This window comes from Lacticaseibacillus yichunensis, from assembly GCF_003946405.1.
Lineage (GTDB): Bacteria > Bacillota > Bacilli > Lactobacillales > Lactobacillaceae > Lacticaseibacillus > Lacticaseibacillus yichunensis.
Genome location: NZ_RHOG01000036.1, coordinates 1 through 13497, shown reverse-complemented (window position 1 = coordinate 13497; position 13497 = coordinate 1). Strand labels below are relative to the sequence as shown.

Annotated in this window: 12 protein-coding genes and 1 pseudogene; 9 read left to right on the top strand and 4 right to left on the bottom strand. The window is 54.3% G+C overall.

Annotated features, from left to right (window positions below; genetic code table 11):
* Positions 1-24 precede the first annotated feature (24 nt).
* Complete coding sequence (locus tag EKM95_RS09860) at positions 25-1074, bottom strand: YdcF family protein (protein ID WP_225423276.1); 1050 nt, start codon at positions 1072-1074, stop codon at positions 25-27.
* Positions 1075-1152: 78 nt separating this feature from the next.
* On the opposite strand from EKM95_RS09860, the gene EKM95_RS09855 reads away from it, so the two are divergent.
* Positions 1153-1605, top strand: coding sequence for an NUDIX hydrolase (locus EKM95_RS09855; protein ID WP_125697989.1), 453 nt, complete (start codon positions 1153-1155; stop codon positions 1603-1605).
* A gap of 524 nt (positions 1606-2129) precedes the next feature.
* Here the strand turns inward: EKM95_RS09855 and EKM95_RS09850 are convergent.
* Together EKM95_RS09850 and EKM95_RS09845 are read right to left on the bottom strand one after the other, a co-directional pair.
* Positions 2130-3488: an HD domain-containing protein gene (locus EKM95_RS09850; protein WP_125697987.1), complete on the bottom strand. Its 1359-nt coding sequence runs from the start codon at positions 3486-3488 to the stop codon at positions 2130-2132.
* A 12-nt stretch (positions 3489-3500) separates the two neighbouring features.
* Complete coding sequence (locus tag EKM95_RS09845) at positions 3501-4295, bottom strand: lipoyl protein ligase domain-containing protein (protein WP_225423275.1); 795 nt, start codon at positions 4293-4295, stop codon at positions 3501-3503.
* 764 nt (positions 4296-5059) lie between these two features.
* Between EKM95_RS09845 and EKM95_RS09840 the strand changes: the two genes are divergently transcribed.
* The 7 genes and pseudogenes from EKM95_RS09840 (at position 5060) to EKM95_RS09810 (ending at position 11086) form a co-directional block, all read left to right on the top strand.
* Entirely contained in the window at positions 5060-5506 is a 447-nt protein-coding gene (locus EKM95_RS09840) for a DUF1934 domain-containing protein (protein WP_125698018.1), read from the top strand.
* Positions 5507-5549: 43 nt separating this feature from the next.
* Positions 5550-6245 (top strand): DNA-directed RNA polymerase subunit delta, encoded by a 696-nt coding sequence (rpoE, locus tag EKM95_RS09835; RefSeq protein ID WP_125697985.1) that lies wholly within the window; start codon positions 5550-5552, stop codon positions 6243-6245.
* A 168-nt stretch (positions 6246-6413) separates the two neighbouring features.
* On the top strand, positions 6414-6692 hold the full coding sequence (locus EKM95_RS09830) for a type II toxin-antitoxin system RelB/DinJ family antitoxin (RefSeq protein WP_125697983.1): 279 nt from the start codon (positions 6414-6416) through the stop codon (positions 6690-6692).
* 19 nt (positions 6693-6711) lie between these two features.
* Positions 6712-6960, top strand: a pseudogene (locus EKM95_RS11725) (type II toxin-antitoxin system RelE/ParE family toxin); the annotation flags it as partial.
* A gap of 376 nt (positions 6961-7336) precedes the next feature.
* Positions 7337-8941 (top strand): CTP synthase, encoded by a 1605-nt coding sequence (locus EKM95_RS09820; protein ID WP_125697979.1) that lies wholly within the window; start codon positions 7337-7339, stop codon positions 8939-8941.
* Positions 8942-9480: 539 nt separating this feature from the next.
* Positions 9481-10743, top strand: coding sequence for a UDP-N-acetylglucosamine 1-carboxyvinyltransferase (locus EKM95_RS09815; RefSeq protein ID WP_125697977.1), 1263 nt, complete (start codon positions 9481-9483; stop codon positions 10741-10743).
* A gap of 91 nt (positions 10744-10834) precedes the next feature.
* A complete protein-coding gene (locus tag EKM95_RS09810; RefSeq protein ID WP_125697975.1) occupies positions 10835-11086 on the top strand; it encodes a type B 50S ribosomal protein L31 in 252 nt (83 codons plus the stop codon).
* 442 nt (positions 11087-11528) lie between these two features.
* Here EKM95_RS09810 and EKM95_RS09805 read toward each other — a convergent pair whose 3' ends face one another.
* On the bottom strand, positions 11529-11927 hold the full coding sequence (locus tag EKM95_RS09805; protein WP_125697973.1) for a hypothetical protein: 399 nt from the start codon (positions 11925-11927) through the stop codon (positions 11529-11531).
* Between the two features lie 139 nt (positions 11928-12066).
* On the opposite strand from EKM95_RS09805, the gene EKM95_RS09800 reads away from it, so the two are divergent.
* Positions 12067-12726 carry a hypothetical protein gene (locus EKM95_RS09800; RefSeq protein WP_125697971.1) on the top strand — a complete coding sequence of 220 codons (660 nt, stop codon included), beginning with the start codon at positions 12067-12069 and terminating at the stop codon, positions 12724-12726.
* Positions 12727-13497: the final 771 nt, after the last annotated feature.

The following is a 13497-nucleotide window of genomic DNA, read 5'->3' as shown; positions in this document are numbered from 1 at the left end:
AAATGGCGGCTCTATTTTTGGGGGTTATAGTGCCCCGCCGATGAAGGTGAGGATGGCGCCCAAGGTGATCAGGCCGAGGATCACAAGATGGCTGCGCTTGTGCATCATCACAAGTGCGAGGTATTCGCGAATCACGGCGTTGGGCAGAAAGTAAAAGGACGTTTCGGCTCCGACCCCGTTTGCCTTCAATCCGGCTTCCTTGGCGTACAGACCGGCGCGAAATAGGTGGTAATTATTCGTGAAAAATGCGGCCTTGAATGGGGCCCCATCGTTTTCTTGCGCGATCAATGCCGCAGAGTAGCGCATGTTTTCGAGGGTCGTGGTCGAGCGGTCCTCGACCAGCGTGTCCTCGGGCGCAACGCCTTGATCGATCGCATAGCGCTGCATGGCCAGACCCTCAGCCAATTTTTCATCAGCGCCCTGACCGCCAGAAAAAAGTAACTTGGGCCGCTTTTTCCCACGCTTGACCTGCTTATTGAAAAAGCGGATACCGACGTTGATCCGGGCCGCCAGCAGGGGGGAGACCTGGTCGCCATTGAGCAGGCCGGCGCCCAGTACGATCAGGTAATCCTTGTTGTAGCGCGGGCGCACGAGGTTGTAGAGGACCAGCACCGTCAAAAAATTGTACAGCGACAGGAGTTCATACGCGATCGTGAACACGAAGAAAAAGCCAAGCGCGTTGTAAAGTGGGTCGGGCAGATACTGACGGCCAATCGTCGCCCCGAGTTCCAGGAGCAGCAGTCCCGCGGCCAGCAGGAGCGTCAGCATGTTGCCCAAGCTGTGCCCTTCGCGCCGCCACACGACAAACGCGTTCCACAGGAGCCACACCAAGTGAAGCGCGAAGATGACACTGATCACGAGAATAAAAATGACGAACAGCGTGCCGGTGACGGCGATGAGGAGCATGTTGCCGGATTCAAGAATCACATCGGCGGCCAGCGCCAGAAGCGCCAATAGCCAACCGGTGAATAGCCAGCCATTGAGCAACCGGCGCGGCTCAAGGCCAAAACTGAACCCGAACAGTAAACTGAAAACGAAAAACAGGGCAAGCAGGCCCCAGGTGATCGGAGACACTTTCTCACTTCCTTCTGGTAAAACAAATCGGTATACTGACAGTAAATAGGCGGCTGTGGCCGCGGCAGGAGGGACAATATGACCGATCCAGTCTTTGGCAAACGCGACCCTCAACTCGATTATAAATTGCGGGTCGGGGTGTACGGGGTGATTCCGGATCCAAGCGGCAAACGGCTATTGGTGCTCGGTGCGCCGAACCACGCCCTGTTCTTGCCGGGCGGCGAGGTCGAGGCCGGCGAATCGGATGAGGAGACCTTAGCCCGTGAGCTGATGGAAGAATTCGGCATCAAGGTCGAGATCGGGGCACGACTGGGCCGTGCGACGGAATATTTTTATTCCCATCATCGCGAAACGGCGTATTATCATCCGGCGACTTTTTATGCCTGTTCCAATATTCAGATTATCCAGCCGCCCCTGGAGGATTTCAACACCTTGATGTTGATGCCGCTGACCAGCGCGGCCGCCGAGCTCAAGCGCCCAACCTACCGCTACGGCGTCGCCCAGTGGCTGGCAGGACAGAACGCACAATGAGGTAAGGGTGTGGAGGTGCGCGCTTATGGCCGAGCAGCTAGGCTAGCCCAGCGCTTGATGGCGCATTTAGCCATCGAGTGATGGGCGTACCTAGATGTCTCGACCATGCGCACCGGAACCCAACTGGTAAGGATGCGTGGGTCCGCGGGCTGGCGAGTCGACTAGATGACCTCGCCATGCGGGCCGAAGCTCAACTAGAAGGGTGCGAAGCCGAGCGTTCAGGGGTGGGCAGCTAACTTGGCTCGGGTGCTTGAGGCGTCCTATGCCTCGAGTGCACGAGACAGTTAGATGTCCCACCCCTGCTCGGCGGAGCCCAACTGGGGAAGGGTGCGAAGCCGAGCGTTCAGGGGTGGGCAGCTAACTTGGCTCGGGTGCTTGAGGCGCCCTATGCCTCGAGTGCACGAGACAGTTAGATGTCCCCCCCTGCTCGGCGGAGCCCAACTGGGGAAGGGTGCGAAGCGCGTCGCCCAGAGCTGAGGCAACTGCTCAGCTCTATTTTTGTGGCCAGAGAATCGGCATCATCCTCAGTCAGTCTCTGCCGGCCCCGGGTCGATCAGGCTGTCGTTGAGGACATAGCGCTGAAACGCCCGGTACGTGCCGGCGAACAGGTCAAACTCGTGCGTCGACAACATCACCTTTGGAAAATAGAGCCGCTTATCGCCGGTCTGCTTGCCGCTGATGGCCGCGACCAGTGGCGATAACGTCGAAAGCTCCTCCAGCGTGCCGTCGTCTTGCATGATCTCGATCTGCGTCTTGGGATTGGCGCTGGACGGATCATATTGATCATAGGGCAGATCAAAACTATCATTTTCCGCCGTGTAATAATCCGGGTCAAAGCCGGCTTGATCGACCAGCTCCCGCAGAATTGGCACGAGCTTGGCCGTGTCATCGGTGAAGCTGACGGATTTAAGTGGTCGGCGGTTCAAAAAGCGGCCCGCGAAATCGGCGAGGATGCCATCGGGATAATCCAGCCAGTATGTGAAGTAGGTGTTGAGCACGCCATCGTCCAACTTGAGGTAATCCGGCAGGTCGAATTCATGCTCGAAAAACGGGATCAACAGCCGGGGATTGTACGCGCTGTCGAACCGGCCGGCCTCATACAATTTTTTCGCCCGCTCAAGCAGCCGCATCAGGACGACTTCCATCCCGCGGTTGACCGGATGAAAATAGATCTGTTGATACATTTGAAATCGCGATACGATATAATCTTCCACCGCGTGCATGCCATTCGCGTCAAACGCGATGCCGTCTTTGTACGGCCGCATCACGCGCAGAATCCGGGTCAGGTCGAACAGGCCGTAATTGGTCCCGGTGTGATAGGCGTCGCGCAACAGGTAATCCATTCGGTCCGCGTCGATCTGACTGGAGATCATTTGCACGACCTGGGGATTGGGGTAGGTATGGTCGATCACGCTGGCCACTTTTTCCGGCAGGGTCTCGTCGACGTTGCGCAAAATGCGGTTGATGTTGGTCGAAGGATCCGTGATGATGCGGCGGGTGATCGCCTCGTGGTCCGTGTCAAAAATGTGCTCGAACGTGTGGGAATACGGGCCGTGCCCGATGTCGTGGAGCAGGGCCGCACATTCCGCGACCAACCGCTCGCTGTCATCCCACAAGCCATCGCCCGGCGTTTGGCTCGGGTAATTGATGGCAAAATTGTCACAGATCTCCCGAGTGATCTCATAAACCCCGAGACTGTGCGTGAAACGGGTGTGCTCGGCGCCTTGGAAAACAAAGCTCGCCACGCCCAACTGCTTGATACGCCGAAGCCGCTGAAACTCCGGCGTGTCGATCAGATCGAGAATCACGCGATAACGCACGTGGATATAATTATGAACCGGGTCGCGAAACACCTTTTCGCGCGGTAATAATTCAAGTGCCATGAGTTCTCTCCTTTATTGATTGAGCGCGGCGAGTTGTGCCGCCGCTTTGGCCAGCGCTTCTTGGTAAGCCGGGTCGTGCAATCGATCCGGCAAACTGGCGTCGATGCGGGCGCCGTCTGTTTTCAACACCGCCATCAGCCGGGCAATCAGCTCGGTCGTCGTTAGCGGCGCCGTCAGTTCATCGGCCAACGTCGTCATGGTGGCGGGCTGGACATCTGGATAAGTCGGCGGCGTCCCACTGCCGCTTTGGTAAAAATCGTGCATGAGCTGACCGCGGCGCAGCTGGTCGCCATTGAGGCTGAGATACGCCATCACGGCCACGCCGCGGCTATTGCGGCGCTGGGCCAGCCCGGCGAATTTGCGGCCGGCGATGCTGAGGTCAAAACTGCCGGGGCAATAGGAATGCGGCACCTCGCCGATCTCAACGGGGCATTCGGGCAGCGCTTCTTGAATCCAGTCGGCCATCAACTGATAGCCGGCCGTGATTGTCGGCACTTGGGCAGGCGGCACGAACAGCGACACATTCAGCACGCCGGCATCTGCGACAACGCCAAGGCCACCCGAGTTGCGGAAAAACGACTCATAACCTTGCGCCGCCAGCGCCTGGCGCGCCTGTGCGATGCCCGGCAGCCTTTGATCCAGCAGACCCAAAATCACGGTATCAGCCGCGGTCCAAAAATGTGCGATCACATTGGGCAACGCCAGCGGCCGCATCAGCAGTGCATTCGTATGCGCAAAACTCAGTGACGCTTGCCCCGGCGCAAAGTCCTGCCGCAGCACCCCAACTGTTTGGCCAGCGATCTCCACGGCCGCCCCACCTTTCCGTTACGCTTCCTATTATAGAGGAAGCAGCCCACGCTGCCACCACCTTTTGCCCGATAAACCGGGTTCAATAGGGGAAAACTTGACCTTGCAGAGGGTAAATGAAGCCCAACCTGAATTCAGCACTGAATTGACTGCGATTAGAAATTTTCCCCCTATTGAGTGGTTTCTCGCCAATATGAAGTTGTGGACACCGGTTCACCAAGCAGAACGTGCCAGATGATAATTGCGGCGCTCTCCGTATGATAGAAATGGCGCACCGCGAGTTGTGGCGCCGACAGGTTGTGGCGTGTGCTGCCTGCCCAATCATATAGATACGCAAATGCGACCAGGGTTTGACATTGGCTAAGAAGCTGTCTGCCATTTTATGACTCATATGATTCTTCAATGCGCGCACGCAATTCTTTTTTCTTCGGCCCAAGATACGCGGAATATGCGGCGTAGCAAGTTTGACGCAAATTACCTGAATGCTGGATATAAGGGTGGGCTCGGCCGGGAATGGCTCGCTTCGCATGTCTTGGCGTAAGGCATAAATGCCTAACGCCAAGAGCAAGTCCCCTCGTCGGTGTTGGCGGCTGTGCCGCATACACCGAAGGCAAGCTTTGAGACCGTGAACTGTGCGGGCTCAAAGTTGCCTGGGCGCTCTACTTCGGTCGCCAGCCAATTCCCGGCCGAGCCCACCCGCAAGCCAACACTTTCTGCCATCTTGACCGAATAAGGTATAATAAGGAAGAGAAAGGGTGAGCGATTTGGACATGACGCATGGGGTGCCGATCAGCATCCATCTAGAAACATTTGTGACACAAGACGGGGACACCGAACACCACGTTTTCGACGAACCGGGCACACTCGTCCAGCTCAATGATACCCTCTACATCCGCTACCGCGAAGAAGACAAAGAGGCCGGCACCAATTATCCGGTGACCCTCAAGTTGCGCGGCAACGGGGAGGTCCAATTGTCCCGCGGCAGTGCGAACGATGACATCGAGCTCAAGTTGCATTTTGCCAATGAGCGCCGCGTGCTCACGCAATACCGCACCCCATTTGGAGTGATTCCGGTGGAGACGGTGACGCCGCGCCTGGATGTGCGAATGACCACGGCGCCTTTGGCCGGTGAGATCTATATCGAGTACCAACTATTTGCCCAAAACCAGCACGTCGGCGACTACCGCATGCGGTTGCTTTTTAATGCTTGAGCGCGTATTATTTGGAATAGACTGTTGAAAGGGCGTGTACCGGTTGAAACTTGACGTATTTGCCGATGCGAACAAATCAGAACTGTCCATGATCGAGGTGGCACACGCCATTCTCGAGGAGAAAGGTGACACCATGCCTTTCGTCGATATCGTGAACGAGATCCAGAGTTTTCTGGGAAAAAGCGATGAAGAAGTTCGCGGCCGTTTGCCACAATTTTATACCGACCTGAACGATGATGGCGGCTTCATCTCACTTGGCGATAATGTCTGGGGGCTGCGTTCGTGGTACCCATACGAATCCGTTGATGAAGAGGTCAACCATCCAGAAGACGAAGAAGATGCACCGCGTCACAAGAAGCGCAAGAAGGTCAATGCCTTCTTGGCCGACGTTGCCGATGACGACGATGTGATCGACTACAACGACGATGATCCGGAAGACGAAGATCTCGACGACGACTTCGATGATGACGATGATTCTGATGACGACAGCGACGATTACAATGACGCCGCGGCCAATGACGATGACAGCGACGACACGGATGATACTAATGACGCGTTGCCAGATGGAATCGAAGGACAGTTGGCCGAATTCGCCGATACAGATGTTGATGACGATGAGGAAGACGACGACCCCACAGGCGCAGATTTCAGCGCCGATGATGACGACGATGACGACTCGGATGACGACGATGATGACGAGTCCAACGAGCCAGTCGATAAAGACGAAGACGATAACTAACAATGCAATTGGTGGCCGCGAGTGATCGCGGTCATTTTTTACGGATTGATTTTTGCCAAGAAAGTTTGACGTGTCTTACCATGAGTCGTGTTTCAAGACGCATATTTTTACCCGTGGGGTTTACGACGTGTACCCGACGTGTTAATATATTGGAGAGGAGGTGCGTATATGCCAACGAAATCTGAAGACCGTATTAGTGTCAGAATTGATCCAGAACTCAAACGACATGTTCAAGATGATCTGAATGCGATGGGACTTGATGTGACCACGTTTATCACAATGTCATTTAAAGAATTGGAACGGACGCATACGTTGCCCTTTACTCCAACAAGTCTGACGCCCTTAGAAGAATCCTTATCTGATCTGCATGCGGGTCGAATCACCAAAGCTATTCCTTTGGAGGACTATATCAAGACGATCAGCCAAGAACAAGAAGATGAAAATTGAGTGAGTAAGTGCGTTTGACCGTCAATTAAAAGCTCTCTTTAAGAAGCATTACAGTAGGCAGGCCTTTATTCGTGTCCTCGAAGCATTACGTGAAGACGATGCATTGACCTTAGCAAAACTGAAAGATCATGCGCTGACCGGTAATCTAAAGGGGTTAAGGGAACTTCATATTCAGCCAAATTGGTTTTTGATTGATGAGCGCCATGAGGAGACGCTAACACTGATCTTGGTTGCTACGGGAACCCATGCGCAGTTGTTGAACAAGTGATTTCCACTCGATTATCAGTACGAATGAGGCGGCTTATCGGCCGCTTTTTTGAATTAGTCGGCGGTTCTGCTTTGTGAAAAAATGTGTCCGGATCGCTCGGCAACGCAGAATCAAATGGCAAACGCAAAAACTTTTTTCCCCAGATCAGCGACGTTGGGCCGGCTCGAACGGGACTCAGGCGCGCCACACCGCGGCGGAAAGCGGTTTACCAAGGCCGCCATGTTGCACTTGACGACTTGGGGGATTTTCGTTATTATACTGCTTGGGCGCTTTACTATTTTGTAAAGCCGATCGCGTGCAAGCTCCCTGTTCGATTGAATGGGGAGCTTGTTTTTTGTTTTTTCCCAGCCCTACAAATTCACAAAGGAGTTTTCATATGACCAAGTATATCTTTGTTACAGGCGGGGTCGTTTCATCTCTTGGCAAAGGGATCGTCGCGGCTAGTCTCGGTCGTCTGCTAAAGGAACGCGGCTTGAAGGTGACGATTCAGAAGTTCGATCCTTACATCAACGTGGACCCAGGCACCATGAACCCATACCAGCACGGGGAAGTTTTCGTTACCGATGACGGGGCAGAAACGGACCTTGATCTTGGCCATTACGAACGCTTCATCGATATCAACTTGAACAAGTACAGCAATGTCACGACTGGGAAGATCTATAAGGAAGTGCTCGATCGCGAGCGCCGCGGCGAATATCTCGGCGCGACGGTCCAGGTGATCCCGCACATCACCAACATGATCAAGGAGAAGATCATGCGCGCCGCGACCAAGACCGATTCCGATGTGATCATCACGGAGATCGGCGGGACGGTCGGTGATATCGAATCCCAGCCATTCCTTGAAGCCATTCGCCAGATGAAAAATGATGTCGGGGCCGACAACGTTTACTACATCCATGCGACGCTGGTGCCGTATCTCCATGCGGCTGGCGAAATGAAGACCAAGCCGACCCAGCATTCGGTCAAGGAATTGCGTAACATCGGCATCCAGCCAAACATGCTCATCTTGCGGACCGAAGCACCGGTCACCGAAGAGATGAAAAAGAAGATCGCGCTGTTCACCGACGTTGACGAAAACGAGATCATCGAATCCCGCGACGCCAAGATTCTGTATTCTGTACCGCTTGCGATGCAGGCCCAGGGCATGGACGAACGCGTTGTTGAACACTTTGGCCTCGATGTGCCAAAGGCGGACATGAGCGCCTTTGCCAATCTGGTTGAACGCATCGAGCATTTGCAAGGCACCGTCAAGATCGCGCTGGTTGGCAAGTATGTCGAACTCAAGGATGCGTACATTTCCGTTGCCGAAGCCTTGAAGTCGGCGGGTTACTTCTGGAACAGCAAAGTTGAGATCAACACCTTGCTCGCCGAGGATGTGAACGACGAAAATGCTGAGGAATTGCTGGGCGACGCAGACGGCATCCTGGTGCCAGGTGGCTTCGGCGATCGCGGCCTTGAAGGTAAGATCGCGGCGATCAAATACGCCCGTGAAAATGACGTGCCGTTCCTGGGCATCTGCTTGGGGATGCAAATGGCGTCTGTCGAATTTGCCCGCAACGTCTTGAACCTCAAGGATGCCGGCTCGACAGAAAGCCATCCGGACACGCCAGATCCAGTCATCGATCTGATGGCGGATCAGGCCGGCGTCAAAAACCTCGGCGGCACCTTGCGTCTTGGTCTTTATCCATGTGTTTTGAAGCCGGGTTCGGTGGCCGCAGCGGCTTACGATGACGTGGCTGAAGTGCAGAAGCGTCACCGTCATCGCTACGAATTCAACACGAAGTACCGCAAAGCGATGGAGGAACAAGGCATGGTCTTCTCTGGTGTTTCCCCGGATGACCGCCTGATGGAGATCGTGGAGTTGCCAGAGAAGAAGTTCTTCGTCGGCGCTCAGTATCACCCAGAATTCCAGTCCCGTCCGAACAAGCCAGAAGGTCTGTTCAAGGCCTTCATCAAGGCGGCCGGCGACTTCTCTGATTAAGCATTGCAAAATACGGCGTGGGCAGAAATTTGGCCTGCGTCGTTTTTTTGACGGGATCGCGTGATTATTGAGGAGTAGTTGCGTTTTTGAAAAATGTGTCGCCGATTTAGTTTACCGGTGAGGCCTATCCGCTTGACTCGTTTAACGACAGCTGCGTGTTTTTGCTGCCTGATGTGGGCGAAGCGGGTTATTGTGCGATGCGAGCCGAGTCAAAAATTGTGAAATTTTTCTATTTTCCAACGAATAAGCGGTCTCAACGCTCAATGACGCTTGTGTTTTTACGCACAGTTCATTATCATTAAACGATGAGTGACTATAGGGTGTGGCGCCGAGCGCTTGCAGACGAGCCAGTTAGATCTGGCCACCAAGCGGCCTCGCACCTGACTAACTCGAGCGGCACCTTACCGCGCCTACATACCAGTGAACGCGTATCAACTTTTCGTGAAGCCGCGCTTTTTTGCGCATCACCACCTTTTTCCAGGTCAGCTTCAGCCTGTCTGTTTCTCGTTATCGCGATCAATTTTGAGGACTACATCAATATGAAAAAAATGCTGATCCACGGAGGGAAGAAACTCTCCGGTACGGTCGTGATCGGGGGCGCCAAGAATAGTACAGTGGCGCTCATTCCGGCGGCAATTTTGTCGCGGACCCCGGTCACACTTGAATCCGTACCGCTCATCCAAGATGTTTACAACCTGATGGACATTCTGAGTGAGATGAATGTCGCATCCGATTTTAACGACTGTGTGTTGCACATCGACCCCACCCATATTCAAAATGTGCCGTTGCCAAACGGTAAGATCAAGAGCCTGCGCGCGTCCTATTATTTCATGGGGGCGCTACTCGGCCGCTTCGGCGAGGCAGTCGTCGGGCTGCCCGGCGGCGACGACATTGGCCCGCGCCCGATCGACCAACATATCAAAGGCTTTGAGGCACTCGGCGCAACTGTGACCAAGGAGCACGGCGCGATCAAGATCGTTGCGCCAAAAGAGGGACTGCACGGCGCACGTATTTTCCTCGACATGGTCTCAGTCGGCGCGACGATCAACGTGATCTTGGCGGCGGTCACTGCCACCGGTCGGACGGTGATCGAAAATGCGGCGAAGGAGCCGGAGATCATCGACCTCGCCACGTACCTCAACAACATGGGCGCACAGGTCCGTGGCGCCGGCACTGATGTGATTCGCATCGAAGGCGTGCCGGAGCTGGCCGCGCACAATGCCCACACCATCATTCCCGATCGCATCGAGGCGGGGACTTATTTGGCAATGGCTGCGGCGATCGGCGACGGCGTCCAGGTCAAGAACATCATTTCGGAGCACTTGGACGCCTTTTTGGCCAAGCTCGAGGAAATGGGCGTCGTGATGGATGTCGGCGAGGACAGCATTTTCGTGTATCCTGCGGGCGATCTGAAAATGGTGCAGATCAAAACGATGCCATATCCTGGCTTTGCGACCGATCTCCAGCAGCCGATCACACCACTGCTTTTGAAGGCGGAAGGCGAGGGCATCATCGTCGACACGATCTACCCGAAGCGCGTGCGCCACATTCCGGAGTTAGAACGGATGGGCGCGGACATCACCGTGGAAAATGATGTGATCATTTTGCATCACGCGGCGCATCTGCAGGGCACCGAAGTCACCGCCGAGGAGATTCGCGGCGGCGCAAGCTTGATGATCGCCGGGCTGATGGCCGATGGCGAAACGGTGATCACCAAGGTGGAAAATATTTTGCGCGGATACGATCGCGTGATCATGAAGCTACGCGGCCTCGGCGCCGAGGTGGAATTGCTCGATGATTGATTTTCATCAAGCCGCGTGGTAAAATTTTGAAGTTGTCTATAAACGATCTCTAGGTCAGGCAATGACTTAGGGCAAAAGGAGAAAATTCATTATGAAACAAGGCATCCATCCAGATTATCATCCAGTTGTTTTCATGGATTCGGCGACCGGCTACAAGTTCATCTCCGGTTCTACGAAGACTTCCTCTGAAACCGTTGAATGGGAAGACGGCAACGAGTACCCACTCGTCCGTGTCGAAATTTCTTCCGACTCCCATCCGTTCTACACCGGCAAGCAGAAGTTCAGCAAGGCTGATGGCCGTGTTGATCGCTTTAACAAGAAGTACGGTTTCGACAAGAAGTAATCAGTTTGACAAAAATGGCGGCTCGCGCAAAGCGGGTCGTTTTTTTGTGGGGTGGGCTTTACGGGAACTGGCTTCCGTTGCCGACGACCGATGCCGCTGACGTTGAAATCGGTGGCCTAGTTGATTCGAAAAATTGGTCAGTCTGCAAGCGAATGTTGGCGCTGCCAAATCTTTTTCGTGCAGGGTTCGTCGGTTGATGCATATCTGCACACGAACGGCTCACTTTTCCAACTATTGGGAACGATTTTTATAAATATTGGCATAGGCAAAAAACGTTCGTTGTTATAATGAAGTCATGTTAAGGCAGTAATCAAATTGCCTTAAGCTTACACATTAACTTACACTCCCAAAAAAGTTCCCCCAAACTTTTCCACCAGCGATGGTGGTTTTTTTTTGCCCACAAAAACGGCCGCATCGAGGCGGCCGTGTTGTGGTGTGCGAATCAGTTTGGCAGGACATTGGCGACCAGGTCCACAAATTCGGAGCCCGAGTAGATCGCCTGCTCCAACTTTAGATTACGCAATAATTTGCCATCGCGCACCAGCATCAGATACGTGTCCTTGATGCCGTCGTTGAGGCCAAGCGCGATGATGTCATTGTGAATGACGACCACGCCGGAAGTCGGCACACTGATTGCCTGCGTATCATCGTAGAAGCGAATGAAACGGTCCGGGTCGGCGGCCTGCGCGAGGCTGATCTGAATCGCCGGGACCCCAGGCAGTGGGGCCTCTTTGACATAGTCGTTTTGGCTACGGGTCATGCCCAGCGCCGTGCGCACCTCATCCGCGATGCGCCGGCTCTGCGCTTGCACCGTTTCCTCTGGTAAAAATGTGAGTGGCATGTTGCGACCTCCTTTGTTTGTAAATTACCATCAGCTGATTGATACGTCTTAATCATAACTGGTCTGCGGTAAAAAGGGGAGCGCAAGGCTTGCGCCGGTTTGGCCGGCCCGCTAGACTAAAAGAAAAGGAGTCTTGATTATGACATTTATCAAACGCCTACTGTGGTGGGCCAATCTTGTCGGGGCCGCCGCCTATCTGATCATCTGCGGCGTGCTCCTTACGATGGGGCGCCCGCCATATCCGGGGCAGGCGATGTTGCTAGGGCAAGTGGCGTTCGGTATCCTCGCCACTTTAGCGCCAGGTTTCTTGGAACGCACTTTCCATTTTCGCTTCCCAGAGATCTTGGTGACGATCTTCTATTTCTTCATTTTGACCGCAGTCTTACTGGGCACTGGGATGCAATTTTACAATATTCCTTATTGGGATAAATTCCTGCATCTATTTTCCGCGTCGATGTTGGCGGGGCTTGGCCTCGCGATCTTCGGCGCGCTGCTTGGCCGCGACCAACTGCGGCGGACGCGCCCGCTGCTGCTCGCGCTGTTCGCGGTGGCGTTTGGCACCATGGTCGGCGTGCTCTGGGAATTTTATGAATTCACAGGCGACGGCCTGCTTGGACTGAACATGCAGCGCACGATGAGCGGCACCCATCCGCTGCTCGGGCGGCTCGCACTGATGGACACGATGGGCGATCTGTTCGCAGACTTCGGTGGGTCGCTCTTGCTGGGCCTGTTGTGTTACTTCGGGGTGAAAAAAGATCCAGCGTGGCTGGACACATTCATGTTTGAAAAGTCGGCGTAATGGCCGGCTTTTTTCGTGGCGAAAACGGCGTGGTGACGCGGTTTCCAGCAATGCTTCGGCCAAACGCGATTTAACGGTTGCGTTCGAGTGAATAATGGCCAACTGACCATGACTGTGCAACTCAGAGCGATTCTCCGGTCGGGATGGTTTGGCAAAAACGCTGGTCTGGCGCGGTTTGTATGTTGGGTCTGGCATCACGGGTCGTTATCAGTATGGCTGTGCCGTAAAAACGTTGATATGACGCGGTTTTATCGTGACCTCGGGACTAAATTGAGGCGGCTCTTTTTGGCCACTTTTGGGGGTGGAAGCGCAGCGGTCGTTTCGAGTGACGCTTCGTCTTGGGTGATAGCGGTGACAGACTCCTGTCGCTGGGACTCATGTTGCGGCGTCCGGACGCCAGAATCGATTGCAGACCCTGAGACCGCAACGATCGACTTTTCTTGCCAATCGAGACAAATTTTCGGTTTCAGAGTCCGGACGTCGCACCTAATTTATATCGCACGTACCTCGGGTATGCGGATTTCATTTTTTAAGGGACTTTTTCGAGAGTCGCATGCCCCGGGTACGGCAATTGGCGTTGTACGCCGCCATTGCTGGATAGTTTCATTCCCGGAGAATACACAAGAGGAGGCAATCTGGGGCGCAGGGTGTAGATTGGTGTGACCCCGTCACATTATTTGAGAGGGCGGCGGGCGGGCGTGCGGACAAAAAGTTGGACTTCAGGTATGATATTAAATGTACTCACTAAAAGAGAAGCAGAGGGCCGTCGAG